Below are 26557 nucleotides of genomic sequence, written 5' to 3'. Positions count from 1 at the left end.
AACGGCACTAAAAACTAAATAAAAACGCCATGGCAACCCAACAGGAATGCTTGGTCATCCATGCGATGCGAGCATTGTTCTTCATCTGCTTAATGAGGCTCTCTAGGTAACCTCTAGTTTGTAAATCACCACCAAAGGCCGTCACTCTTCGCAGCCACAATTGATAAATGAGCACCGGCACACATAGCACTAACATCGCTAAAATCATTCCACCCGCCACCAAACTGAATGATGACCACTTCCACCAAATAAGCACCATAGGTGGCACTACCCCAAGAAAGTCGAGTACCATGAATAGCCTTTGCTTTTTACGTTCGGTAAAAAAAGTGCGCTTTACTTCCTCAACATCAATGGCGTTAACGGGTTGTGCTTGCCACAGTGCTGACAAGTCATTGTCGTTATCATTCATTGGTTTGCCCTTTTGTAACTGAAGCTTTCGCTCGCTTTAAAATTACCCCTACATGCGACTTGGTTAATCCACAAACGTCTGCAATTTCGTCGTAGGATAAGCCCTCTAGTGACAATGTAAGTACTTGCCTTGATTGCAATGGAAGCTCGCGAACCGCACTCAACAAGGTGTTAAGAGACTGCTGTTGACTGGCTGTTAACTCAGGGGTTGCATGATGCCCGATAAACGCATCAGCACCTTCGGGGTAGGCTTCTGTATCAATACGCTTCACCTGGCTAGCAACATGAGTTACCGCACGATTATGTGCAATTTTCAACAGGTAGGTTTTTATACTGCTATCGCCATTGAATCGCCCTATCGCTTGCCATACGGCTACAGCAATCTCTTGCAATAGCTCTTGTTGCAACGCTTCATTTGCCTCGTAACTACTCGCAACACGACTCAGTAAACCGCCATACTCTGAGAATATTGCTTCAAACTGCTGCGACAAATGAAATCTCCAAATCAACAATCAAGGTGTTTGTTATTGATAGTCGTGGGCTTTTGAAAAAAATTACATTTGTTGTGTAATTTTTTTTGGGGAGCAATGACTACTAGAGTAAATATCGTGAAATTCCCTGTGTGTTCTTTCTAATGATATTTACGCGTTTGTGACCAAATTACAGGAGACCTATTATGTCTACAATCGGTATTGTTTTATTGATGCTTGGCCTAATTTCGATAATGTTGCTAACAAACTACATTGACGCGAAATACCAATATAGATTCACCGATTGGTTTAATGGCAGATGCGTTAACCCGTTCTTAAAAAGTAACGGCGCGTCTAGTCAAACCATGAAAGAGAAAGATCAAAAAATTGCAGAGCTAACAGAGCGTATTCAAGTACTAGAGAAGATAGTCACTGAGCCTGCATACGAGCTGAACCAAAAAATCAATGCACTTAAGTAAAAGTATTGATTGAAGAGCTCGCATTGAGAGAAAGCATAGGTCTTTTCACTGCACGCCGTAAACCCATCCGTGGGGGCTCGGCTTCGGCATCCATGCCTCAGACGGCTGTGAAAAACCTACGCTTTCTCCCGACTATGTCACTATCGCGCTTACAGTACACAGATGAATAATGGTGACAATTACTCAGCGGGTTTACGCACGAACATCGCCACTTTGCCCATGGCGATGGCATTACCCCACAACACCACGGCTACACCTAGCACCGATAACCAGCTCCACGAATAACCTTCGAAAAAGGTCGATATGATCAGCGCAACAATGGGGTACATTAAAACAACATAGGCGGCTTTATCTGCCCCTATCTGTTTTACCAGCTTCATGTATGCCCCAAAGGCAAGTACAGAGCCGAACAACGCTAAGTACAAGAGTGACCAGTAGAATGATGGCGAGGTAGGAATAACCATGCTTCCACCACTGATTAAAGCCGCGATATACAAAAACACCGTCGCATAAGTCATGGCATAGAAGTTCATTGGCATAACAGGTACGCCCAAGTTCAACACGCGCTCTGAAACCACACCGCCAACGGCTGCAGAAACGAAAGACACCATGGCAATGACTAATCCAAAGATTAACCCCTCACTCATGGATACCGTAGAAAACTCTGGGGCAAATAAACAACAAATTCCCACAAGCCCAAAGGTTGCCCCTATAACCACCTCTCGCTTAATCGGTTGTTTCAACCACCACCAGCGAAGCACCACATTGAAATAGATAATCGATGAACTGAGTAAGGCTAAAAGTGCACTAACAATATGCTCTTGGGCTATGTACAACAGGGTATAGTTCAAACAAAAGAGGAATAATCCTACTGCCGCCATTTTAATATGCATGTGCCTTGGGTAAGACAATGTATCCCGCTTAACCAAGCAAAAAACGCCTAAACAAACACTGGCAATAGTGTAGCGCCACGCGACGGCGAGTACTTCGGAGGTTTCACCAATTTGAAATGTAATAGCTATCCATGTTGAACCCCAAATAAGGGTACAAAGCACAAACAATAGTGCACTGTTCATCTAATTGAGTACCACTAAATAGTGTCGATATGAATATCAGACAAGCAACGTTGGATTGATGCAGGAATAGGCACAGCTTTGTCCGTTTTTTTGTCGACAAACACGTGAACAAATTGGCCGTGAGCCACTCTTCGCTTTTCTTCACCGGCGTATACGGAGATACCGTAGGTCACAGAGCTTCGGCCAATTTTTATTACTCGTACTCCCACGTAAATGGTTTCAGGATAAGCGGCAGGTGAAATGTATTGGCATTGACTACTCACCACGTACGCCACGGTTTGGCTGTGATGTATGTCCAGCTTGGCCTCTTCAACTAAAAAGCGATTAACTGCGGTATCAAAAAAGCTGTAGTAAGTGACGTTATTGATGTGCCCGTATACGTCGTTATCTTGCCACCGAGTTTCGATAGCAATGTGATAAGGGTAATCTGTTAATGCAGGTGTTATATCCGTCATTGTTTACTCGCCAAAGTTAATGGGGTGACTTAGCTAGAAAACCTATGGGATTTACAGCAAAACTAAGTCATCTCTGTGAATAATAACTTCACCACTGTCATACCCAAGTACGTCAGCGATTTTGTTTGATTTCAAACCTTTGATTTGCGCCAATTCTTGCGCGTTATACAGTGCCAACCCCTTGGCTATCACCGTATTGTCACAACTAATATTTACCGCTTCGCCCTTTTTAAAGCTCCCTGACAGTGAAATAACACCAGAGGGCAACAAAGATGCGCCGCGTTCAATAAGGGCCTTTTTTGCACCAGCATCAACATTAATGTTTCCGCTGGTTTTCAAGGTATGAGTTAACCACAAATGGCGTGCTTTGGTGGCGTTGACCTCTGCGCTAAACAAAGTACCTGGGACATACCCTTCAATCAGGCTGTCAAAAGTATCGCCTTTTCGACCGTTAACAATCAGCGTTTGAATACCACTTTGCGCACACTTATCCGCCGCTTCAATCTTGGTGCGCATACCACCGGTACCCACCGACGTTCCTGCGCCACCCGCTAAACCGTAAATACTTTCATCAATGGTATCGACCTTGGTGATTAAGGTAGCCGAATCATCCTTTCTAGGATCGGCGGTATAAAGACCGTCGATGTCAGAACAAATAATCAAAGTATCAGCTTGTGACACCAAAGCTGTGTAGGCCGCTAGATTATCGTTGTCGCCAACTTTAAGTTCATTGATTGCAACCGTGTCGTTCTCATTCACAATGGGAAGGGCATTGTGGTTAAGCAACTCTCGCAAGGTATTTTTAATATTTACATAACGCGTTCTATCCCGAAGGTCACCCGCAGTCAATAGAACTTGAGCACACGGAAAGTCAAAGAAGCGTTGCCAGTTAGCCATCATTTGGGTTTGTCCAATAGCGGCCATGGCTTGTTTTTCCGCAATAGAGGCGTTGTGCTTTACTGGCACCATACTGCGCCCAGCTGCAACGCTCCCCGATGATACTAATATCACCTCTTTCCCCGCTTCTCTGCTCGCGGTGATAAATCGGGCGATAGATAGTAAATAACGTGCGCTAACCCGATCGCCCTCGGGTGCAATTAATGCACTTCCCACTTTAATAACGGCGCGTTGCCAAGAAAATTGCTGCATAAACGGAAAAGAAGATAAAACAATCGGTTAAGAATACGTCAGAAGCGCTAGCAAACAAATGCCTCTGATCAAGTTTTTTGCGTTAAACACCGCTTAAGTTACGTTCAAAAACTAGGATTAACCAGAGCAGCCTTATATACTAATCGGCTAACGTATACGAAAAAGTAGCAAAGGAACCTCAATGAGTAAGCGCACACGACAGAAATACTGGTTAGCGCCAGTGGTGGCATTGCTAATACAGCTGCCCATCGCTAACGCCGCTATTCAGCAAACCAAAGGGGATTTTGAAGACAAGTTTAGACAGCTTGACGAATCTCTTCCCACACCTAATGTATACCGTAATGCGGCGGGTGAACCAGGCCATCAGTACTGGCAGCAAAAAGTAGACTACGATATTGATGTAACGCTTATCGAAGACACTCGTCGTATCGAAGCTACTGAAACCATTACTTATCAGAACAATTCTCCAGATACCCTAAAGTATCTTTGGGTTCAACTAGACCAAAACAAATTCCGCGATGACTCTATGTCTGCCCTTACCACAACCTTTGGCGGTATTGGTAACCGAGGCCCAGCAACACAAGGCGCGAGTGGTGATTCACCAGCGCGTTTGAGCATGGGTGCGCTTCGTCGCCAACAATTCGTTGACGACAACGAGTTGGGTTACGTTATTTCACGCGTTGAAGACAGTAAAGGTAACGATTTAAACCACGTTATCGTTGGAACGCTAATGCGTGTAGACCTCACTACGCCAATTAAATCAGGCGAGTCTGTGACTTTCGATATTGATTTTGCATTCAACATTGTTGAAGAAGATGCCGTATCTGCACGTGCAGGTTACGAGCACTTCCCAGATGACGAGCGTGAAGGCGGCAACGATATCTTCTTGCTAGCCCAGTGGTTCCCTCGTCTTGCTGCGTACACAGACTATGAAGCGTGGACCAACAAAGAATTCATCGGTCGCGGTGAATTCACGCTAGAGTTTGGTAACTACAACGTTGATATTACTGTTCCAGCGGACCACATTGTTTCATCAACAGGCTCGCTTCAAAACCCGAATGACGTACTAACGCGCACGCAGCGCAACCGCTTAAAAGAAGCGGAAACTGCTGACCGTATCGTTTTCATCGTGACTGAAGAAGAAGCGCTAGAAAACGAAAAAGAAGGTACTGACGATGTTAAAACTTGGACCTTCAGTGCTGAAAACGTGCGTGACTTTGCATGGGCTTCTTCACGTAAGTTCATGTGGGATGCCCGTGGCTATCAGCAAGGTGGAAACACACAACCACTAGTAATGGCCATGTCTTTCTACCCGAAAGAGGGCGGCGATCTTTGGAAGAAGTACTCTACTGAATCCGTTATCCACACGATGGAAGTGTACAGCCGCTTTAGCTTTGACTACCCATACCCAGTAGCCCAATCAGTCAACGGTCCTGTAGGTGGTATGGAATATCCAATGATCACCTTTAATGGCCCGCGTACAGAGCTTCGTGATGACGGTACACGTACTTATTCACTGGCTGAAAAACGTTTCCTTATCGGCGTAGTTATCCACGAAATTGGTCACATTTACTTCCCAATGATCGTTAACTCAGACGAGCGCCAGTGGACGTGGATGGACGAAGGTCTTAACAGCTTCCTAGACGGCGTTGCCGGTCGCGAATGGGATCCAAACATTCCATGGGGTGTTGAGCCGCGTGATATCGTAGACTATATGAAGTCAGAGACTCAGGTGCCTATTATGACCCAGTCTGACTCTGTACTGCGCTTAGGTCCAAACGCCTATACTAAACCAGCAGCAGCGCTTAATATTCTTCGCGAAACTATTCTTGGCCGTGAGCTTTTCGACTTCGCATTCAAAGAATACGCGCAACGCTGGATGTTCAAACGTCCTACGCCATCTGATTTCTTCCGCACCATGGAAGAAGCGTCAGGTGTTGATCTAGACTGGTTCTGGCGTGGTTGGTTCTACAGCACAGATCACGTAGACATTAGCCTTGACCGTGTGTATCAGCTTCGCTTAGACACTGAAGATCCAGACATCGACTTTGCTCGTGAGCGTCAAGCCCACGAAGACAAGCCTTGGTCACTGACCGAAGAGCGTAACCAACAAGAAGGTATCGAGCTTTGGGTTGATCGCTTCGACGATATCTCTGACTTCTACGATGAAAATGACCGTTACACAGTAACTAACAAAGAGCGCAATAAGTACAAGAGCTTCCTAGAGAAACTAGAGCCTTGGGAGCGCACTGCGTTTGAGCGTGCTGTTCGTGAAGACAAAAACTACTACGTTATGGATTTCAGTAACCTAGGTGGTTTGGTCATGCCTATTATTCTTGAGCTTGAGTTTGAAGATGGCTCAACACAAGAAATGCGCATTCCTGCAGAAATTTGGCGTCGTACACCTAAAGCGGTAAGCAAACTTATCATCACTGAAAAAGACCAAGTGTTGGTAAGTGTAACGGTTGACCCTCGTTGGGAAACTGCCGACGTTGACGTAGAAAACAACCACTACCCACGTCGCATCATTCCTTCGCGTATCGAAGCATATAAGTCTAAGCCTCGTAACACTTACGAGTACCGCGACATTATGCACGACAGCACCACTGAACTAGATACAGACGACGAGAGTGATGACGAGTAAGTTTTTGCCCCGTTTTGGCCAGCAGAGCGTTTTCGCTCTGCTTGGTATTGTCGCCTGTTTAAGCTTATTCAGTAGCTTTGCTCAAGCGCATCAAATTAAAGCTGCCATCACCACAGTGTTGTTCAATCCAAGAACAGAAAACATCGAAGTGATGCATCGCTTTAACTTGCACGACGCAGAGCATGCCGTTAAAGCCTTGTTTGATAAAGAAGCCGACATTATGAAGTCTGCAGACACTCAACAAGAATTTGCTGACTATGTGGGTGAACATTTTGTATTGCTTGGTAATGATGACCAACCACTCGAACTCTCGCAGGTGGGTTTTGAAGTGGAGGGTAAGTTTTTTTGGGTATACCAAGAAACTGCACAAACGCCGAGTTTAGAAGGGTTAAAGATTCAGCACAACGCACTGCGTGACTTGTGGCCAGATCAGGTCAACACGCTGAATGTTGAGGGTAATGGCCCACTGAAAACCTTAACCTTTACCGACAACGTTACCTTGCTAGAAGTATCATTTAGCGGCCATCACCACTAAACAGTCGCAACGTAACAACAAAAGCCGAGCCTTATATCTGTATGTACTGCAGAGTGGGTTCGGCTTTTTTATTAGTACGACTACAGGCTCTCCATAATCCGAGGAAGCCACATCATGCTACTTGCCGCAAATACCCCAATGGCGGTGATAATTGCTATGAGGGATACAGCCACGGCGCCAACAAAGAGTGCTTTTGGCGATTTTCGCTTCTCTGCCCAAAACGCCAACTCTGCGGTAGCCATAGGCAATAAGTACGATGCAAAAGAAATAGCGATATCTGCTGGGCCATCAATATTTCGAGTATTGCCATAAGGGCCTTGGTTAATCATATACCAGCCCATTAGGTACAAACGAACACTCCACACACCATTGATCAGGATAAACACATGCACGGCTAACCTACGGTGCAAGGTAAACTGCTTTTTAACAGCTGTACGCCACGTAAAATAGACGAAAGGCAGAATGAGCAAACCATTAAGCGTAACACCAATAGCGCCTATATCACTTAATCGGCTGCCAATTCCCCACGTCATATAGAGCCCACTGACCGCCCCAAAAAAACCTACCGCTAAAAACAGTCGTCCATTCCATCGGTGAAACTTTCGGTATCTATTTCTAATCGCTGGCACCAGTTGTAGTGTGGCGCTCATGCTAATAACCATAACGGGGATCACGTGTAAAAGCAGAATAGCGTTGTTAAAGGTTTCTCCGTTTTTATAACCACGGATCATATGAATAAACTGGGACTCATCTATGGTGTCGAACAACCACGGAAGCGTAAATCTAAACAGGATGTAAATACCAAACATCCATTGCCCGACTAGCACAGCACTCACCCAGGCTTTTATACCGCCAGAAAACCATGAATGAAGAAAAGGAAACAGGGTGTCCTCTGTTGTTTTGGGAGTTGTTTGGGGTGTTGCTGAAAGCGGAGTATTTTCGCCCATTGTGTGACCTCATCGTAAAATCTCAAAGAGGTTTAACATTGGCGTTAAAAGCAGCGCAAAACTCTGCAAATTCTGAATTTGAGGATATAAACCTCATGGTTAGATACATTTTTTTACCAATGTTCTCACGAGTAAACGCAGAGGCCATTGCACTTTGTGATAGCATAAACTTCGTACTTTAAGCCATTCGCAGTTATTACTTCATGTTGCTAGATGCCATACACACGCTGTTGCTAGCTACTGCTTTATGCAGCATAGTCGCCGTAGTGTTTATGCGACCAAGAACAATGGCGAACCTACTTTTCGCCATTTTGGCAATATCATTATTGTTTCTTGCAGTTGGCGCTCTACTACCCGCCACCTTCGTTGTAGAACAGCAATTTATTGCCCTAGGTACATTTGCCACCTGTAATGTGTTTTGGTTATTAACTCGCTGCTTATTCAGAAAGGGGACCTCACTCACCAAGGTACATTACTCACTAGCGGGCGGCATTGCGGCACTCATTTTAATCAGCAGAGTAGTGGATATATTCGTTGGCGTAGATTGGTTATCACAAGATTCAGTAGCATGGTTTAAACAAATACTTTCTGAATGCCTTCGCTTACTCTCGTCAGGTGTACTATTGATGGCGTTCTGGGAAATCATTCGTGGCTATCAAACCAGCAACAAACGAGTTCGCGGTCAAAAACTACTCCTTGCTGTAACGATGTTTATTGCTGTTTTTAGCACACGGATAGTAGTACCTAGCCTTCCTTTGGAACCCGACACTAGCCGTTTTGTGTACCTTACTGTTCGAGGTATCGCCGCATCGGCAATGCTCATTACGTTGCTTCTCGTACTTTGGATACAACACAAAGATAGGCTCGCTCATTCATTACATCAGGCCCAGAATGAAGATGACATTGATGAAGATGAATTACTTTATACCGCTCTTCAGCAACTCATGATTGAGCAACGGGTGTACTTGAATAGCGAACTAAAAATGCTCGACGTGGCCCATGCGTTGTCACAACCAGAGTACAAAATTAGTAAAGTACTGCGTGAGAAAACCACCTTTGATAACTTCAATCACTTTGTAAATCACCATCGCATTGAGCATGCTAAATCACTCCTCACTGACAAAGACAGTCAGCGATGGACGATCTTAGTGGTGAGTATGGAGTCGGGATTCTCATCACTTGCCACATTCAATCGCGTGTTCAAACAGCAATTAGGCTGTACCCCAAACCAATATCGCAAACAGCTATCTGCAACCGTATAAGCCTGAAGTCTTATTGCTGTGTGTAAATGTAGTGTGTAAGGATGAGATTTTGGCGTTTGAATAAAGGGTAAAACCATGACCGACAATCCAGCAAACACCGCGTTTTCAAACAAGAAAAACTTTACTTGGGTAGGTTTGAGCGGCGCTATGGCACTCACCTTTGTCGTCATGTTGTTTCTGCCTGATACGGGCACAGGTGGCGGTATGCTATCAGTGTATGCTGCAATGCTATGGTGTGGCCTGTTTGGCGCGTCACTGGCAAGATATCGACAAGCCAGCGGCTGGACAGGCTTTGCCATGGGTAGTGCTGCCGGTTTTATCATTCAGCTCATTTCACAGTTTTTCTGAATGCGTCACGTTGCTAGCGACGGTAATGAACAAGATGTAAAGTGAGTTCGTATAAACGCTAAAATATTACTTGGCTAAACATGACGGATCACAAAAACAACGACCTGTGCCTACTTCTCGACTCGGACGGGTAGGTCGACTCGGCCTTCTCGCAGGCAAGCTAGCAGGTAACGTGGTTACTTCAGGCGCAGAGCAGTGGCTTAAAGGCAATCGCCCTCAACTCAAAGATCTAGTACTGACGCCTAGCAATATTACTCGCATCACCGACCAACTCGCCACAATGCGTGGCGCTGCAATGAAAGTCGGTCAATTACTGTCAATGGATGCTGGAGACTTTCTTCCAAAAGAGCTCGCAGATATTCTCGGCAAACTTCGAGATGATGCAGACGCAATGCCCAAGGCACAGCTTCAAGAAGTACTGGATAACGAATGGGGAACTGATTGGAACGACGATTTACTTACTTTCTTTTGCTCCCGTTGCTGCGGCATCCATAGGACAAGTGCATAAAGCAATCACGCTTAAAGGCCGTATGTTGGCCATCAAAATTCAGTACCCAGGCATTAAAAAGAGTATTGATAGCGATGTAAACAACGTGGCGACCTTAATCAAGCTGGCAGGTGTTATTCCAAAGACGTTAGACACTCAGCCACTGCTTAATGAGGCGAAGGCCCAGCTACAGCAAGAAGCAGACTATCAACGTGAAGCCAAAATGCTAAGTGCCTACGCCGCTAATCTCGAAGGTTCAGAATATTTTATAGTACCGTCGATAGCACCAGAGCTTACCACCCAGAATGTGTTAGCGATGGACTTCATCAATGGTGTTCCCATCGATGAATTAATCGATGCGCCCCAGGAAACCCGCAACACTTTAATGACAGCGCTCATGGCTTTGTTTTTTGATGAATTGTTTTCATTCAAGTTACTTCAGAGCGATCCGAACTTAGCCAACTACCTATACCAACCCGACACAGCAAAAATAGTGCTATTGGATTTTGGTGCGACTCGCGTTATTCCCGATGAAATAGCTCAGGGTTATCAAGCGCTGCTAAATGCGGCCTATCACAACGATCATGAGGCAATGAAGTCTGCGGCGCTGGCAATCGGCCTGATACTACCCAGTCACACCACCGAGCAAATAGACGCAGTGGTCAGTATTGGCATGCTTGCCTGTGAGGCAATAAGAGCTGACGCTAGTTATGATTTTGGCGAAAGCGACTTAGTCACTCGATTACATGACTGCGGTATGGCGCTAACCTACGAACTAGACTTCTGGCATACGCCACCAGCGGATGCGATTTTTATTCATCGCAAACTTGGCGGCTTGTTTTTGCTCGCCAAACGCTTAAAGGCACAAGTCGATATGAAATATGCCGCTGGCGCTTGGCTAAATGATAGCGCTCAATAGGGCTCTTGCATGCTAAAAGGCAGTGCCATTTGCTCTTTGCTTTTGGGTGGGTTACCAATCATTTCATCATAGGGTGAATCGTGCTTCATCACAGAACGCACCACATCACAATGAGAGAAAGACTTTCGAATATGCCCAGCGCTGTGAAAGCGCATGGGTTTATCAGTGTTGTCGTACACCATACCGCTGCGACCATTAATAGTGGCGTATACCAGATAAACATTCATCTCAAAAGATTGCACCTCTAGATACTCAATGCTGGTGGGTGTATTTTCGATGTCACGGAAAAAGAGCTTGTCCACAAGTACCTCTGGGTTTTGATAAGGGGTCTTGAGATTTTACGGCGGTAAACTAAGTTCAGTTCAACAAAGAGAAGAGTATTAATCCCTTGTTCAGCTAATTTCATGTAATGTAATAAACGTCATCATCGCGAGTGGAACGAAGATAAAAGACAAAATTCGCGATGTAAGGAACATTTCTTGCGCTTTATATTCTAAATTTAAGTGTTATCTCTGATAGTATTATCGAAAGGAATCATGAGTAGTGGAGACATTATGAGCGAAACATCAGAAAATCGGAGCTTTACCCCGTATTTAATTATCGCTGCAGTTCTGCTAGTGGGCGTTCTCGCCGTTGCCTTTTGGCCATCGCCAGAGGCTCCTCCTGTTGAGCCTGAACCTGTAGTAGCGCTTCCTGAGCCTGAACCAGAGCCAGAACAAGAAGTATTTGCGCCAGCACCACCACCGCCAGTGTTAGAGCTAGAAGCCACTGACACGGTAGATGATTTGCCGGAGCCCATGGAAATTGAACCAGAGCCATTAGATACCAGTGACATTGCAGTACGCAATGCGCTTATGGATATTTCGGGTAGCGAACAGGAAGAGGCAAATCGCATTCTTGTGAGTGACAGTTTGCTTCAACGCTTTGTAGTAACCACTACAAACCTAGCTGACCATGAAATGGCCCCTAACCATCAACTGCTTACACCACCACAACAGAGCTTTAGAGTGTACTCTCAAGCAGGCAAACAGTGGATTGATGCTGCGAGCTATAAACGTTATACGTCATACGTAAATTTGCTGGAAGGTTTTGACACAGACGCACTATTAGCGCTCTACCAAACCTACAAGCAAGATATTCAGGCAAAGTACGATGAAATTGGTGATCCCGGTCGAGATTTTGACCGCGTATTTGTTCAAGCGATTGATCACCTGCTAGATACACCTGAAGTACCCGTGCCTGTTGAAGTGTATACCGATTCGGTAATGTACAAGTATGCTGATGAGCGTTTACAAAACTTGGATGAGCCACAAAAGCAATTGCTTCGCACCGGCCCAGACAATATGAGACGCATCAAGGCCAAGCTACGTGAGCTAAAAGTTCAGTTGCTAGCGAATGGATCTAACTAAGTTTCAGCACCAACTAACGTCCGCGGCCTCGAATGGCCGCGCGCTTCCTCCTGTTGAGGATTGGAACCCAGATTTTTGTGGTGACATTAATCTAGAAATTAAACTAGACGGTCGGTGGTTTTACGAAAACAGCCCAATTGGCCGCGCTAGCCTAGTCAAGCTGTTTGCCTCGGTACTTAAAAAAGAAGGCGACAGCTATTTCCTCGTCACTCCCGTCGAAAAAGTCGGTATTCGTGTTGAAGATGTTCCCTTTCTTGTTACCAAGTGGGAGCAACAAGAAGGTCAGTTAATTCTTACTACGCAAACCGATGATAGCATTACCCTCACCAATCAAGCTCAGCTAGCACTGCGAACGCCACCAGCAGCACTGCAAGACACAGATGCCACACCCATACCTTATGTAAAAGTGCGCCGAAATCTGTGGGCAAGGCTCCATCAAAACGTGTATTACCAACTTATCGATACTGCACGCGTTCACGAAAGTGAAGAAAGCACGTTACTGATGATTGAAAGTAGCGGTACTGACTTCATTATCGGAACACTTCCTAATACCTAGCTTCACTGTTATACACAGCCATGTTATTCATCCTATTTTAATGCAATGATCTTTGCGTTGTAGACGCCTGTGCTCTACATTAAAAGCTCTAACATTCAGGTAATTACAAGAAGAATATCCATGAAACCAGATCACCCCTTTTTACGTCGATTGTTTAAAAAGCTTCCACTCGTCTTCATTGGTTTAACTACCGTGTCACTATCTTTGTCTAGCCATAGTGCAACGCTTATTCACGCAGGAAATGCATTCACTGGCACCTCAAGCCAACTGTCTGGGCCGGTGACTATCACCGTTGACGGAAACAAAATTACCAGCGTTGTCAGTGGCTACACTGACGCGACACAAGAAGACACCGTAATCGACTTAAAGCACGCGACCATTTTGCCCGGTTTGATGGATATGCACGTGCATTTGTCGTCCCAACACGGCGGCCCCACCACTTACTTAGAGCGTTTTACTCTTAACGAAGCCGATCGTGCGCTGCGTGCAGCAGATTACGCACTAACCACCTTAGATTCGGGTTTTACTACGGTGCGCAATCTCGGCGACAGCTACAACGAGACCATCGCCCTGCGTAACGCCATAAACCGTGGCATCGCCCAAGGGCCACGTATCTATACTGCCGGTAAATCTATAGCGACAACGGGTGGCCATGCTGATCCTAGCAATGGCATGTCACACATGCTTCGCCCTGATGTTGGCCCAGAGCAAGGGGTAGTCAACGGAGAAGTGGAAGCCCGAGAGGCTATTCGCTCCCGTTATCAGAACGGTGCTGACCTCATCAAAATAACCGCAACCGGTGGTGTATTGAGTGTGGCAAAAAGCGGTCAAAACCCACAGTTTATGATGGATGAACTCAAGGCGATTGTAGACACCGCAAAGGACTATGGAATGACAGTGGCGGTACATGCCCATGGTAAAGAAGGTATGGAGCGAGCGATTATTGCCGGCGTTGATTCTATTGAGCACGGCACCTATATGGACGAAGAAACCATAGCCCTCATGATTGAACATGGTACCTACTACGTACCAACAATATTGGCCGGCAAGTTTGTTGCCGATAAAGCCAAAGTCGACGGATACTTTCCTGCTATTGTGCGCCCAAAGGCAGCGGCCATTGGCCCACTAATACAACAAACCTTTGCTAGAGCCCATGCTGCTGGTGTAAATATCGCCTTTGGTACCGACAGTGGTGTATCTGCTCACGGTGACAATGCACAAGAATTTGCTCTTATGGTTGAAGCGGGTATGTCAGAAGCTGATGCCATACTTAGCGCTACGGTAAACACCGCTGACTTGCTTGGAATCAGCGAAACCTTAGGCACCATAGAGGAAGGAAAGTTAGCAGATATTATCGCGGTAGCCGGAAACCCACTCAACGACATTACATTACTCGAATCTGTGAGCTTTGTAATGAAAGACGGGGTAGTTCATAAGCTATAGCTAAACGTCCCCTAAATTAGTGCTGGATAGTGTCGCTATCCAGCCATCGAGCAACCTCTGCTGCTTAGTACTATTATTACCTTGCGTTAAAACAAATTTGTCTAAGAGAAGTGCAACACACCAATTGATAATAATTATCATTTGCAATAATGTAATTAATAGGAGGTGATGCTATGAATCAAAACGCACTTTGCCCAGTTTACAAAAAATGGCTACACAAGAACGTTCACAACGCTCGGTTACACCGCACACAAATGCTACAACAGGCACAAGGTTTGTGTAAGAACGGAGACTTTCAGGCTGCAAGCAGTGTGTGCTCTTGTGCCTACGAAATCGCAAAAGTTGTCCTTCTAACGCCCTTTGCCACAGAAGAGGACCAATCTCACATCAGGCAAGACTATTTTACCTACGTTACCTTGTGTATTTACTTGTCAGGTATTTTCGAGCGAACAGGGGATTTACTTCAGAGCAGTGAATTGCTCTCTGATTGCCAAAAACAATTGCTAGCACTGCTGCCGCTGCATGCTTTACTGCCACAGAACTGCGAAGTCATCAGCAAACTATTACACGTAGTAGAACAGGCAGAAAATCAGTCTAAATACTCTGTGAACACTAGTTGTATTCACTAGACAAAACGTCAGGCTTTGCCTTTTTGAATCACAAACTGGTAGGGCATTACTTCGGTTTGCGATGCTACTAACGTGTGATCCATAAAGCGGCAAAAGCTCGGGATATCACGGGCAGTGGATGGATCATCGGCACTGATTGCCAAGGTTTCGCCATCTGCCATTTTGCGAATAGCCAATCGCACCATCATAACAGGTTCAGGACAGCGCAATCCTAGCGCATCTAAGTGGGTTGTGGCGCTGCTAAACAGCGCCTCAAAATCAGATGCCATAAGTTTCGCGATACTTATTGATAGCGCTAATTTGCTCGTCGTGACCGCCCAGTTCGGTGAGATAATCAACAACGTCAGCCAAGCTCACAATCGAGATAACTGCAGTACCAAAATCACGTTCAACCTCTTGAATGGCTGACAGTTCGCCTTTACCACGTTCTTGACGATCAAGGGCAATAAGCACACCTGAAAGCGTAGCTTGTTGCTGTTCGATGATAGTCATAGACTCGCGAATCGCGGTACCCGCGGTAATAACGTCATCCACCAGCATTACTTTGCCTTCAAGAGGACTACCGACTAAATTACCGCCTTCACCGTGAGTTTTAGCCTCTTTACGGTTAAAACAATAAGGCACATCTTTGTCATGATGGTCGGCTAGGGCTACCGCGGTTGTCGTTGCAATGGGAATACCCTTATAGGCTGGGCCAAACAGCAAATCAAACTCAACGCCAGCGTCCATTAACGCGTCGGCATAGTAGCGACCTAGCTTTGCTAGATCGCCGCCGCGATTAAACAAACCCGCATTAAAGAAGTAGGGGCTTACACGACCAGATTTTAGAGTGAACTCACCGAATTTAAGTACACCACGCTCAATGGCAAATGCGATAAATTCGCGCTGAAACGACTTCATAATGACTCCTTAGGCCAATGCAGCTTTTTGAATATCGAAAAGTTCGCGCAATCCGTGTTTCGCAATAGTTAGCATTTCGTCCATTTCTTCAAAAGAGAACGGCTCGCCTTCAGCAGTACCTTGTACTTCAATCAGCTTGCCTGTTTCTGTCATGACTACGTTCATGTCAGTTTCTGCTTCTGAATCTTCTGTGTATTCCAAATCAGCAATAGGTGTACCTTCGTAAATACCTACCGACAATGCAGCAATCATGTGCTTAAGTGGGTTGGCCTTCAAAATACCTTTCGCACGCATATAGGTGAGTGCGTCAACGAGTGCAACGCACGCACCAGTAATAGACGCAGTACGCGTACCGCCATCCGCCTGAATCACGTCGCAATCCAACGTAATAGTATTTTCGCCAAGCAGTTTTAAATCAACAGCAGCGCGTAGCGAACGAGCAATTAAGCGTTGGATTTCTAGCGTGCGACCACCTTGCTTACCGCGTGCAGCTTCACGACCACTTCGCGTATGTGTAGCGCGTGGTAACATGCTGTATTCAGCAGTGATCCAACCTTTGCCTTGCCCTTTCATAAAGCGAGGCACGCCTTCTTCAACCGTTGCATTACACAAAACTTTGGTGTTACCAAACTCTACCAACACTGAACCTTCAGCGTGACACGTGTATTGACGAGTAATAGTAACCGGACGAATCTGGCTGGCGGTTCTGCCGCTTGGACGCATAGTGTTCTCCACAACGTAAATGCTTTAAATAGGGACGTGTTGTTTCCATTTATTTGAAACAACACAATAGCTCCGAAGTATAACCCACTAATGCTGTGTGTTAAAAATCAACTTTTACCCATTTACATATCCCTAATCACTGCTTTTAGGCTACTATTGTCGTTTACGGGCACCAGCCAGCTTCTTAAACCACACAAGTTTGACCGCAACCTTGTTTTTCTGGTGCTTTTCACACAGAGGTAATTACATGATTTACAGCATGACCGCGTTTGCGCGCACCGAAACTAAAAAAGAGTGGGGCTCTGCCGTCTGGGAAATTCGCTCAGTTAATCAGCGTTTCTTAGAAACCTACTTTCGCCTTCCCGAACAATTCCGCTCGTTAGAACCCGTACTCAGAGAACGTTTTCGCAAGCGTTTAGCGCGAGGCAAAGTGGAATGTGCGCTACGATTCAGTGCCAATGATGCTGCAGTAAGTAAACTCAACCTCAATGAAACCTTGGCCAAACAGGTGTTAAACGCGGCTGAATGGGTGCAGTCTCAAGGGCAATCGACCGGCGTTAACCCGTTAGATGTGCTGCGTTGGCCAGGTGTTATTGCCGCTGAAGAGGCTGACATGGATGCCATTCACGCCGACGTAATGGCCGCGTTTGACCAAGCCCTCAATGACTTTATCGCAGCCCGAGCATCCGAAGGTGACGCCCTTAAAGCCATGATAGAACAGCGCCTAGATGCCATTACTCAAGAAGTGAGTGTGGTGACTGAACGCATGCCTGAAGTGATGGCATGGCAACGAGAGAAAATTCAAACCCGTTTCGAAGAAGCCAAAGTAGAACTCGACGAAGGGCGTTTTGAACAAGAGATGATTCTACTAGCCCAAAAGGTAGATGTGGCCGAAGAACTAGACAGACTCAACGCTCACGTTGCAGAAACGCGTAAGATCATGAAGAAAGGCGGCGCGATTGGTCGTCGTTTAGACTTTATGATGCAAGAGTTTAATCGCGAATCAAACACCCTCGGCTCAAAGTCTATCAGCAAGGACATTACCCAGTCTGCGGTTGAACTTAAGGTGTTGATTGAGCAGATGCGAGAGCAGATTCAAAATATTGAGTGATGTTTCATTTTACTTATTGCGGCCACTTTTTACAAAAATCAATAGCTTGCAATGTTTGTAGAATTCATTTGATTTCATGCCTCATCTTTTAATTGCAAGTTATTCGTGACAGGGATAGTGAGAGATTTGAGGGATGTATATATAGAATAAAGCCCTTCCGCCATAATTTTAAAGCGCTCCAGTAAGCGGAGGTGTTATATCTTTGATGATATGCTTAATTATGCGTTGAGGAGGCTGTTTAGGACGAAGGTTTCTATGAACGATAAGACTATCTTCAAAAGCGAAGAGATTCTTTGAGAAAAGTTGCGACTTTGATTGCGCCTTTTCTAGAACCTTCGCCATTGTTAAGTAACAGGGAAGTTTTGTTTTCCTATACTGAGAATTAGTTTGCGTAACCAAGTTGGTTAGATCTGGATTTGAATATTTTGTCGTAACTCTACAGGAGCCAGAGTCTGATATTTTTGTCGAATGGCGTTATAAACCCCTGGGGTGTTTTTTATATTCATGGTTACAATAAGGGTGTAAGGAAGAGGTGATAACTCCTCAAGCTCAGCAGGTTGCCCTTTTTCTCTTGCCTGATATACAACATCAAAACAGGGGTTATCTAGCGAGGTTTTCCTATAACATTGCTCATGGTGAAGAGTTGTCTCCCATTTGTGACCGTCAGATCGGTGTTCCTGTTCAGTTGGATATAAGTTCTTCAGGCTGAAGAAGCTTCTTGTGTCTTTGGTGTTAGCTTTAGGATGAAATGTAATGACTAAGCCGCTTTTTGTGTAATTGATTGGATGCTCTGGGTCGACGTCAGTAGCAAAACAGAATGTGCCTTTAAGTGTAATATCACCTTTAAGCTCTATATCAGGGAAGGGGATGGGAATCCTGACATATTGAGACGGTATTAATTCACCTCTATAGATCACAGTTACTTCGTTATTGTCGCAGTGTATCATATGGTCTGGATTGTCGCTAAATCGTCCCCAGCCAGCTTCCGCCTTGCTTAATGAAGACTTCTCTGCGTTGTGAATTATTATTGCTTTAGATGTCAGTGGACTAATGTCGCCGTCTAGCAGAGTGTTTATGGCAATGGCATTTCTAAGAACAAGGGGTGAAGCAAAGCTTGTCCCGCCAGTTCCTACTATTGAATTGCTAAATGGGGAGTAAACTGTAAAAGGTTCCTCAATTGAGCCTCCAAAAGCTAGACCGTCAGGCTTTGTAACGCCTGGGCTGCGCCCTGGGCCAATACAGCTATATGGTGCCCTAGTCCAGTGCTGAGAATATGAGTTTGCGGAGCCAACTGATAAGGCATTCACCAAATCAGCTGGTGGTTGAATGCGGTTTTGGCCCATTAATTCACCGTCATTGCCAACGGCAACAGTAGCTAGAGTTTGGCCACTAGATAGGTACTTTTCTAACGTAGATGTCCAAACATTTACGTCATCGTCCTCGATAGGGATTCTTGGCCCTAAACTCAAATTTATGTATTGATAATCCTTGTTATCAAGAGCATCCGTAATTCTTAATAACACGTCAAAGAGGTCGGGATCATTTCCTGTGACAGTATCTAGTACCCTGTAGTGGTCGACATTGCAGTAAGGTGTAGGAAGCTGTCGTAAGCTATCATGAGCCAATCCAAAAAGGATTGTAGAGGTAACCTCTGACCCATGAGAGAGTAAATCAGGGTGAGTGCGATGTCCTGTGTCGTAAACTGTTTCAGTGCACCACTGATCAACAAGACTTGTCCCAATCCCGCCATCAAAAATAGCAACATTTAGGTCTGGGTTTATAGCATTTACGGTTGGGAGAGTTGGGGCGTTTGAGCTAACAGTTGAGCGTATTATGGTAGGAGTATGCACTCTTAAACTGGGCATATCTCGCAGAGCTCTTAAGAAAGTGAATTGAGCCAGTGCGTGAGCTGCGGCCTCATCGCCGATAACAGGAATAAAAGTTAAACCCCCCGTTGATATTTTTCGGTCGATATGGACATCAACACCGCAGCTTTTAGCAAATTCATAAAAGCTATCAATAATGATGATGTCCTTATTCGGCGTGTGTAGGGCGACTTCAATTTTTCTTTCAACGTGCTCTTCATTTAGCGATTTGATTTTTTCTTCGGGATCAAAGTAGTCAAACTCTTCAATTTTAATAATATCGCCTTGAAGGCCTTTATTAAGATTGTCAGACTCTACGCTATTTCTTAGAGTTTCGAATGAACATTCATTTCCCGCAATATAGAAACAAGAAGTCTCTAAGTTTTCTCTCTTAACTTTTGTCGTTTGTTTTCTCGGAGTAACTCTTACGGACTTACTGCCAAGATCTACCAAGCCAAAATTATGCAGTAAGCTCTGAGGGTAGTACGACTTTGCTAGGTACGCGGGGTGTAGTGTCACTTTTGCGACCGCCTGTCCTCTTGGCTTGGCTTGTTCGGGCAAATTACTGATAGCCTCAAGAAAATTATCCGTTTTAGATATAAGGCCAGATTTTGCTTCTGCATATGTGTAGGGATGCTTTTTGGGCCCACCGCCGCCTGGGGTAGGGATGTCATATGCTAAAGTTTCGCCATATCCTAAAAGTAAGTTCATATTATCCATTAGCTATTTCCTTGCTCAACTCGGACTAAGTAGTTCTTAATGTAGCCTCGAGATACTCCTAACTTCTCTGAGATCTTTCTCTGAGAGTAACCCTCGTTTGTCATTTTTATTATATTAAACTCTTTTTTGAGCTTTTCACTATCACCTAAATCAGTTTCACTTACATTAAAGATTCGAAGCAGTTCACTGGAATAGGAAGAATTCTGTAAAACGGTATTTTTCTTTGCTTGGTTCAGTTTTTTCTCAATTGCTGAAAAAGAACAGCCAGCAGTTGAATGGCTTATCAAATCTGCTAAAAATTCATTAACATCATTTAGTACTAAATAGTTTTTTGTTGTGGCTGAGTTTGGCACTTGAAAGCTTACTATCTTGTCAAACCTTCTCCAAACAGCAGGGTCGAGAAGCTCTGCATGGTTTGTTGCCGCAATCATGATTGATGAGGCAGGCCAATCATCAATGGATTGAAGTAAAACTGTGACTAGTCGCTTGAGTTCCCCTACATCAGAATCATCATCTCTTTTTTTAGCTATTGAATCGAATTCATCTAGTAGCAAAACGCAAGGGAAAGACTGTGCATATTTGAGAACAGCTCTGATGTTATTTCCCGTTTTGCCTAAGAAGCTACTCATTACTGTTGCTAAATCGAGAGTTAAAAGTGGCATATCTAGAGTGTGAGCCAACCACTTGGCAGCAAGAGTCTTTCCTACGCCTGGAGGTCCCTCTAGTAGCATGGATCGAGCTGGAAGAAGCCCTTCATCTATAAGCTTATCTGAAAATTGTCTCTCTCTAACAAACTCAAGGAGGGTTGAGAAAGTCCTTTCTTCCCACATTGGTTTTACATCCATTACGACGGGATAAGTCTCAACAAGTAAGTTCTGTCGAGTATCGTTATCGACAGGTAATGGAAGTTTGTGGCTTTGAATTCCTCGTATGTTAGAGGAATGGCCAATAGCCTCTTGAATTTGCGAGGCGAGCTCAGGGTTATCTTTCCTAATGCTGCTGGCTAATCTTCTCCCTCGCATTGCAAGACTATCCAGACTGCCTTTCATACCGTCTCTGAGTATTTCAATTAGCATACCGTCTGCTATGGAAACCTTATTACCCATTTTGGTATTCCTCAGGTTAATTTATGGCTTTATTTTTATAATTAATGCAAGTTATGGCTTACATATTTTAAATTATGGCACTCAAAACGAAAAAAGTGGAGTTTTTTCTTAAGGTATTTGACCAATTAATACTAATATTAAGTGAGGACTTTGTTTTGAAAGCAATTGTACGTGTACGAAAACTAAAGGCTTATGTGCTATAGGTGTGAGAGTAAAAGGTGGTGCTGTAGTGTTGGGGTGGAAAGCGCAAAGGATAAGGGAGCAGAACTGAGTCGGTTGAAAATAGAGCTTACCTCAAAAGTCGAATTTGATAGAAGAAATGGTGAGAAGTTTGGTGGTAGGTGGAGAAAGGTTTTGGGTTTCTTGCTTTAATATTCTGATTAAAATCGGATTTTATGGTAATTTCGCGAGTAGATCCAAAGCCATCAGCACGATGGCTTTTTTATTTAGCTATCGTTTAAGATATCGCCTAAACGCTACTACCCCAACACCCGCCAATAACAGAGCAAGTGGAGAAGGTGAGGTGACTTCAGTAGCTGCGCTGCTTGATACAGTATCGCGAACCAAAGCTACTCCGTAATCATCGTAAGACCAATAATCCTCTTCGCCGGACCAAACTCGGTAACCAACGTACTGCCCTTTTTCTATTAAATGAGCGTTGTTAAATAGGTAGTTTGTTGTTGCTTCCACTTGCGCTCTTGCGGCGTTATTAACACCATTCTCAAAAGACTCATAGAACCACGCGTTGGTGGATTCCCATGGATCATCGACACAAGTTAGGCTGACATCTTCATAACAGTGGCTATTCGTTTCACCAAACAAAGATATAAATGCTTCGCTTTCTGCACTACCGTGGCTGTAGTCCCACGTATTTCCATCACCTAAATAGAGATTTGCCGTTGAAAGAGATACATCAAATATATTGCCGATCAAGCTCGCCATCTCAAATTGAGTAGCCACACGCCAACCCGCCGTTGCATGCAGAGTCAACGCGCTAGAAATAGACATTCCAATGGTTTCGTCCCATTGCATCCATTCTAGGTTTTGATTCGAATCGGTAACGATATTAGTCGTAGTATCTAATTCGTAAGCACCAATAGTGACGATTGACGCGCTTACGTTAAATGATGCCAATAGAGGCAAAAGAAGGGTGCTTACCGCTTTTTTCATTTGACCTTTCCATAGTACTTATTATTATCGGGTAAATTATAAACAATTGAAAAATAAGAATTATTTTCGGCGGGAGAGGTTAATCAATTCGCATTTTAAAAATCAAGTGATTGGCAGAGCATTGAATACTGAGGTAGCTACGACAGGGTGTATCCTTCATCGAGAAGCCAAGCAATTGCCTCTAAGTGGCTTTTAAAGAACTTGCGTTCATAACCATCTAAGGTTGGGGTCATCGCGTGTAGTTGCGCCATTGTTAGTGAACCTTCATTCAAGCCAGTAACAAAGGCCTCTTTGAGCATTCCCTTGCTGTGCATAATCTTAGTGCCATTCATGGTGAGTTGTTGCATATCGGGGGTGCCGAGCACCCAATCTTTTACATCGATTAGCGTAGCCCAGGTACTCGTTGTTATCTCTTTTCGTAGAATATTCACTTCGGAAAATAGCTGATTGGCAGTCACATCATTCCATTCATCGATAGCGATGACTTCAATAATATTGCCTTTTCTTGTTACACGGTATGTCCCGTGTGGACCAAATTTCAAAAGCCTTCCTAAACGCTACATCGACTTATTATCCAGTGTAGTCCAAAGGGGACAAAATAGGATCAGCTTTCACCTAGCTTTAAGCGCCCATCCTGTGTTTTAGAAAATCACTGTGTTGGGGTAATTGAGACACATGGTGATCAACATGTTGTTTTAAACCAGCCATGAAGCGTTGTAGCTCTTCAGTACTCATCTCATCGGCCACGCGGTGATACTGGCGAGGTGTAAGTCCTTGGCCAAGCATAACTTGGGTCCATGAATCCACACGGAATATATCGCCATCATCCAAGAACACGCGGCCCGTGTCTGCAAACAGTGCTATTTTATGTTGGAGTGATTTAGGTATATCCATGGTTTGGCAGTGTTGCCAAAACGGAGAGTCCATTCGGTTGGTCACTTTATAGTGCATGACGATGAAATCGAGAATCGCGTCCATCTCACTGTTAAACTTATTGTTGTATTCGTCTATCGCAGACTGTGTAATACCATCGAACGGGAAATTACGGAGTAACCTAATAATACCCGTCATTATCAGGTGAATACTGGTAGATTCCAGCGGTTCAATAAAGCCACTGGCTAACCCCAAAGCAACACAGTTTTTGTTCCAACCTAATCGGCGTTTACCTGGCGTGAAACGTATAATTCGAGGATCGTTTATCGGCGCGCCCGTAACCTGAGCAGTTAGGGTTTCCCTTGCTTCATCGTCGGTCATGTATTTAGAGCAGTACACCAAGCCGTTACCCACGCGACTCTGTAGGGGTATTTTCCAACGCCATCCAGCAGTGTGGGCCACGCTTTTGGTGTAAGGAGGAGGTGGTTCAACGGCTTCAGTTTGCATGGCCATTGCGGTATCGCATGGTAACCAGTGTTGCCAGTTTTCATAACCCGTATGCAATGCTTGCTCGATGAGTAAGCCTTTAAAGCCTGTGCAATCGATGAATAAGTCACCCTCAATCACTTCGCCGCTCTCGAGGAGCAACGAGGTAAGATAGCCCCGCTCAACACACTTGTTAACTTTAGCAATGTTGCCTTCTATACGTTTTACACCCGACTGTTCGGCAATAGATCGTAAGAACTTACCATAAGCTACAGCATCAAAATGATAGGCAAAATTTAATGGTGCTTTGTCACTGGTTGCAAACTTGTTCTCAAGTGCTGCTTTTAGTTCAACACAGTAGTCGCCAAACTCTCCTCCAAACCCTAGTGACTGTGCTCGTAACCAAAAGTGATGAAATTCCCCAGCCCAACACTCTCTACCCGTAATACCAAAGGAGTGAATGTAGCTATGACCTTTGTCACGCCAGTTTTCGAATTCTATGCCCAATTTGTAGGTAGCTTGAGTTGCTTGCATGAATTGTGATTCATCAATACCCAACAATTTGTGTAACGTTCGGATAGGCGGGATTGTTGCTTCTCCAACACCCACAATACCGATATCTTTTGATTCAACTAACGTTACACTCACTGATTTTCCAATGAGCCGAGACAATGCTGTGGCTGCCATCCATCCGGCAGTTCCACCACCAGCAATAACCACTTTTTTTACTGCGTTGGCGCTAACATTGTACTGTGCTGACTCATTAATCATTTTTTTATTGCCTTGTTACTTACTGTGCATTGCAACTAACTGTTCAAGAAGCTGCCTGTTGGTCGGAAGCCCTGCCATAAACTGAGGCCGTTGTTGCTCTAATTGCTTTCGAATAGCCATGGCTTTTTTGGCTTCTGGCGTTGTGCTGAGCAAATGATTTACCTGAGTGTGGTAACCCATGCCATAGAGCACATATTGGTAGCTTGCCGAAGGAAAGATTTCTTCGTTTTGAATAAAGTCGAAACGACTGGGAGGTTGGTATTTCCACATCTCCATCATTTCTTTGAGTGAATCGGGAATACTCATTGGGTCTCTTTGCGCTAACCAATATGGGTCGCTTCGCTCACTCAAAATATAGTGAAGTTTGAGGAAATCGATTACCCGTTCCCAACGATAGGTAAAGCGATCATTGTAGCGCTTTGACAAACGTTCCATGTGAAACATATCTTTCGGGAATTGTTCGTATAACATACGCAATCCCAACTCAATCATGGCGATTGCAGACGCTTCAAGGGGCTCGATAAAGCCAGATGACATTCCCAAGCTTAAACAGTTCTTCACCCAGAATTGCTCTCGATAACCTGGGTCAAATGAAAGCGACCTTATGGTGCATTGATCTATGGTGGCTTGCGAAGCACGCTCACCCACATGGGCAAGTAAGGTACTTTGTACTTGGTCACTTGAGGCAAACTGGTCGTTATACACCATGCCTACACCGCGACGGTGTTGTAAACCAATGTCCCATGTCCAACCAAAAGGCTTTCCGGTGGCAATTGTTGTAGATGATATGTCGTTATCAGAATCTTCATACGGCACTTGCACCGCCATCGCCCTGTTATTCATAAGCACGCCTGACATAGAGCGCCAGTTAACACCGAAGTGTTCGCCAATCAGTAGGGCTTTTCCGCCGCTACAGTCGATGAATAGGTCGCCCTCTATCACGTCACCTTCATTAGTGGTTAGTGACGCAATGTTCCCATCTGCTGCGCTATTAACCGAACTAATATGCGCTTTAATATGGTTAACCCCTAAATTACTCACGCAGTGACTGGTGAGTAAATGAGCCAGTGCCGTGGCATCAAAGTGGTAGCCATAATTAAGAACGTACGCATAGTCAGGGGTTTTTACCTGTTTAGGCGCTTTTCCTAAATCACACATTTCAGGTTGAATGCAAAAGCTTTGCTCGAAAGATTCTTCGGCACATAAATTTTGCCACTGCGCATGAATATCCATTTCCACATAGCCCGATGGAGTAGTAAATGGATGTTGGTATTGATGGGGTTTGTCGTCGTATTTCCAGCGACTAAATGTTGACCCTTGCTTGTATGAAGCGTGGCATTGAGTAATAAACTCAGACTCTTTTATACCAATATCAAGAAGCGTATCTCTGAGCGAAGGCCAAGACCCTTCACCCACGCCTATAGTTGAGACCTCTGGAGACTCCACTAAGGTTACGTTTATTGCAGATGTTTTTTGTAGTGATTGCTGGCCGAGTTTCGCAGCTAACACACCAGCGCTTAACCAGCCTGCGGTTCCACCACCGACAATCACAACATTTTTAATAGATTGTTGACTCACATGCTTTCACTTTTGTTGTATTTAACATCAATATGACA

28 protein-coding genes are annotated in these 26557 nt (G+C 44.7%); 12 read left to right on the top strand and 16 right to left on the bottom strand.

Features of this window, described 5'->3' with window-relative positions; translation table 11 throughout:
• Positions 1-7: 7 nt before the first annotated feature.
• Positions 8-409, bottom strand: coding sequence for a hypothetical protein (locus tag EYS00_RS00470; protein ID WP_130634618.1), 402 nt, complete (start codon positions 407-409; stop codon positions 8-10).
• Positions 402-899, bottom strand: coding sequence for an RNA polymerase sigma factor (locus EYS00_RS00465; protein ID WP_130634617.1), 498 nt, complete (start codon positions 897-899; stop codon positions 402-404). Before EYS00_RS00465 ends, EYS00_RS00470 begins: the two co-directional genes overlap by 8 nt.
• Positions 900-1084: 185 nt before the next feature.
• Between EYS00_RS00465 and EYS00_RS00460 the strand changes: the two genes are divergently transcribed.
• On the top strand, positions 1085-1357 hold the full coding sequence (locus tag EYS00_RS00460; protein WP_130634616.1) for a hypothetical protein: 273 nt from the start codon (positions 1085-1087) through the stop codon (positions 1355-1357).
• Positions 1358-1536: 179 nt separating this feature from the next.
• Here the strand turns inward: EYS00_RS00460 and EYS00_RS00455 are convergent, their stop codons facing one another.
• Genes EYS00_RS00455 through proB form a run of 3 tightly spaced genes read right to left on the bottom strand, consistent with a single transcriptional unit; the run spans position 1537 to position 4037 of the window.
• Entirely contained in the window at positions 1537-2433 is an 897-nt protein-coding gene (locus EYS00_RS00455) for a DMT family transporter (protein WP_130634615.1), read from the bottom strand.
• Between the two features lie 14 nt (positions 2434-2447).
• A complete protein-coding gene (locus EYS00_RS00450) occupies positions 2448-2888 on the bottom strand; it encodes a thioesterase family protein (protein ID WP_130634614.1) in 441 nt (146 codons plus the stop codon).
• 51 nt (positions 2889-2939) lie between these two features.
• Positions 2940-4037 (bottom strand): glutamate 5-kinase, encoded by a 1098-nt coding sequence (gene proB, locus EYS00_RS00445; RefSeq protein ID WP_130634613.1) that lies wholly within the window; start codon positions 4035-4037, stop codon positions 2940-2942.
• 181 nt (positions 4038-4218) lie between these two features.
• Here proB and EYS00_RS00440 point away from each other — a divergent pair, with 181 nt between their 5' ends.
• Both EYS00_RS00440 and EYS00_RS00435 read left to right on the top strand, forming a co-directional pair.
• The gene (locus EYS00_RS00440) at positions 4219-6681 is read left to right on the top strand and encodes a M1 family metallopeptidase (protein WP_130634612.1); all 2463 of its coding nucleotides are present in this window, start codon (positions 4219-4221) and stop codon (positions 6679-6681) included.
• Entirely contained in the window at positions 6671-7216 is a 546-nt protein-coding gene (locus EYS00_RS00435; protein ID WP_130634611.1) for a DUF6702 family protein, read from the top strand. Before EYS00_RS00440 ends, EYS00_RS00435 begins: the two co-directional genes overlap by 11 nt.
• A gap of 80 nt (positions 7217-7296) precedes the next feature.
• Here EYS00_RS00435 and EYS00_RS00430 read toward each other — a convergent pair whose 3' ends face one another.
• A complete protein-coding gene (locus EYS00_RS00430) occupies positions 7297-8163 on the bottom strand; it encodes a DUF2306 domain-containing protein (RefSeq protein ID WP_130634610.1) in 867 nt (288 codons plus the stop codon).
• A gap of 272 nt (positions 8164-8435) precedes the next feature.
• Here EYS00_RS00430 and EYS00_RS00425 point away from each other — a divergent pair, with 272 nt between their 5' ends.
• The 4 genes from EYS00_RS00425 (at position 8436) to EYS00_RS00415 (ending at position 11179) form a co-directional block, all read left to right on the top strand.
• On the top strand, positions 8436-9425 hold the full coding sequence (locus EYS00_RS00425) for an AraC family transcriptional regulator (protein WP_165399271.1): 990 nt from the start codon (positions 8436-8438) through the stop codon (positions 9423-9425).
• 75 nt (positions 9426-9500) lie between these two features.
• Positions 9501-9773, top strand: coding sequence for a hypothetical protein (locus EYS00_RS00420; RefSeq protein WP_130634608.1), 273 nt, complete (start codon positions 9501-9503; stop codon positions 9771-9773).
• Between the two features lie 106 nt (positions 9774-9879).
• A complete protein-coding gene (locus EYS00_RS21240; RefSeq protein WP_373995550.1) occupies positions 9880-10281 on the top strand; it encodes a hypothetical protein in 402 nt (133 codons plus the stop codon).
• Complete coding sequence (locus tag EYS00_RS00415; protein ID WP_373995549.1) at positions 10274-11179, top strand: ABC1 kinase family protein; 906 nt, start codon at positions 10274-10276, stop codon at positions 11177-11179. Before EYS00_RS21240 ends, EYS00_RS00415 begins: the two co-directional genes overlap by 8 nt.
• On the opposite strand, the gene EYS00_RS00410 is transcribed toward EYS00_RS00415, so the two are convergent.
• Positions 11173-11481, bottom strand: coding sequence for a DUF6482 family protein (locus EYS00_RS00410; protein ID WP_130634607.1), 309 nt, complete (start codon positions 11479-11481; stop codon positions 11173-11175). The two genes, EYS00_RS00415 and EYS00_RS00410, sit on opposite strands and share 7 nt — an antisense overlap.
• Positions 11482-11733: 252 nt before the next feature.
• On the opposite strand from EYS00_RS00410, the gene EYS00_RS00405 reads away from it, so the two are divergent.
• The 4 genes from EYS00_RS00405 to EYS00_RS00390 all read left to right on the top strand — a co-directional run bounded on the left by EYS00_RS00405 (position 11734) and on the right by EYS00_RS00390 (position 15216).
• On the top strand, positions 11734-12588 hold the full coding sequence (locus EYS00_RS00405) for a DUF3014 domain-containing protein (protein ID WP_130634606.1): 855 nt from the start codon (positions 11734-11736) through the stop codon (positions 12586-12588).
• Positions 12575-13144 carry a DUF1285 domain-containing protein gene (locus tag EYS00_RS00400; RefSeq protein ID WP_130634605.1) on the top strand — a complete coding sequence of 190 codons (570 nt, stop codon included), beginning with the start codon at positions 12575-12577 and terminating at the stop codon, positions 13142-13144. Before EYS00_RS00405 ends, EYS00_RS00400 begins: the two co-directional genes overlap by 14 nt.
• 120 nt (positions 13145-13264) lie before the next feature.
• On the top strand, positions 13265-14587 hold the full coding sequence (locus EYS00_RS00395; RefSeq protein WP_130634604.1) for an amidohydrolase family protein: 1323 nt from the start codon (positions 13265-13267) through the stop codon (positions 14585-14587).
• 173 nt (positions 14588-14760) lie between these two features.
• Positions 14761-15216 carry a hypothetical protein gene (locus tag EYS00_RS00390; protein WP_130634603.1) on the top strand — a complete coding sequence of 152 codons (456 nt, stop codon included), beginning with the start codon at positions 14761-14763 and terminating at the stop codon, positions 15214-15216.
• Positions 15217-15224: 8 nt separating this feature from the next.
• On the opposite strand, the gene tusA is transcribed toward EYS00_RS00390, so the two are convergent.
• Genes tusA through rph form a run of 3 tightly spaced genes read right to left on the bottom strand, consistent with a single transcriptional unit; the run spans position 15225 to position 16839 of the window.
• The gene (gene tusA, locus EYS00_RS00385) at positions 15225-15485 is read right to left on the bottom strand and encodes a sulfurtransferase TusA (RefSeq protein WP_130634602.1); all 261 of its coding nucleotides are present in this window, start codon (positions 15483-15485) and stop codon (positions 15225-15227) included.
• The gene (gene pyrE, locus EYS00_RS00380) at positions 15475-16116 is read right to left on the bottom strand and encodes an orotate phosphoribosyltransferase (RefSeq protein WP_130634601.1); all 642 of its coding nucleotides are present in this window, start codon (positions 16114-16116) and stop codon (positions 15475-15477) included. Before pyrE ends, tusA begins: the two co-directional genes overlap by 11 nt.
• Before the next feature lie 9 nt (positions 16117-16125).
• Positions 16126-16839 (bottom strand): ribonuclease PH, encoded by a 714-nt coding sequence (gene rph, locus EYS00_RS00375; RefSeq protein ID WP_130634600.1) that lies wholly within the window; start codon positions 16837-16839, stop codon positions 16126-16128.
• 247 nt (positions 16840-17086) lie between these two features.
• Here rph and EYS00_RS00370 point away from each other — a divergent pair, with 247 nt between their 5' ends.
• On the top strand, positions 17087-17950 hold the full coding sequence (locus tag EYS00_RS00370) for a YicC/YloC family endoribonuclease (protein ID WP_130634599.1): 864 nt from the start codon (positions 17087-17089) through the stop codon (positions 17948-17950).
• Positions 17951-18354: 404 nt separating this feature from the next.
• On the opposite strand, the gene EYS00_RS00365 is transcribed toward EYS00_RS00370, so the two are convergent.
• The 6 genes from EYS00_RS00365 to EYS00_RS00340 all read right to left on the bottom strand — a co-directional run bounded on the left by EYS00_RS00365 (position 18355) and on the right by EYS00_RS00340 (position 26519).
• The gene (locus tag EYS00_RS00365; RefSeq protein ID WP_130634598.1) at positions 18355-20535 is read right to left on the bottom strand and encodes a S8 family serine peptidase; all 2181 of its coding nucleotides are present in this window, start codon (positions 20533-20535) and stop codon (positions 18355-18357) included.
• Complete coding sequence (locus tag EYS00_RS00360; protein ID WP_130634597.1) at positions 20535-21641, bottom strand: ATP-binding protein; 1107 nt, start codon at positions 21639-21641, stop codon at positions 20535-20537. The genes EYS00_RS00365 and EYS00_RS00360 overlap by 1 nt, the downstream gene beginning before the upstream one ends.
• Before the next feature lie 450 nt (positions 21642-22091).
• Positions 22092-22811: a hypothetical protein gene (locus EYS00_RS00355; RefSeq protein WP_130634596.1), complete on the bottom strand. Its 720-nt coding sequence runs from the start codon at positions 22809-22811 to the stop codon at positions 22092-22094.
• A gap of 137 nt (positions 22812-22948) precedes the next feature.
• Positions 22949-23353, bottom strand: a complete 405-nt coding sequence (locus tag EYS00_RS00350) for a hypothetical protein (RefSeq protein WP_130634595.1) — start codon at positions 23351-23353, stop codon at positions 22949-22951.
• Between the two features lie 79 nt (positions 23354-23432).
• On the bottom strand, positions 23433-24941 hold the full coding sequence (locus EYS00_RS00345; RefSeq protein WP_130634594.1) for a tryptophan halogenase family protein: 1509 nt from the start codon (positions 24939-24941) through the stop codon (positions 23433-23435).
• A 15-nt stretch (positions 24942-24956) separates the two neighbouring features.
• Positions 24957-26519 (bottom strand): tryptophan halogenase family protein, encoded by a 1563-nt coding sequence (locus EYS00_RS00340; protein ID WP_130634593.1) that lies wholly within the window; start codon positions 26517-26519, stop codon positions 24957-24959.
• Positions 26520-26557 lie beyond the last annotated feature (38 nt).

Origin of the sequence: Alteromonas sp. KUL49 (assembly GCF_006538345.1) — a bacterium.
In the GTDB taxonomy this organism is placed as follows: Bacteria; Pseudomonadota; Gammaproteobacteria; order Enterobacterales; family Alteromonadaceae; genus Alteromonas.
The sequence above is the reverse complement of the archived record's forward strand: the minus strand, read 5'-3'. Positions and strand labels throughout refer to the sequence as shown.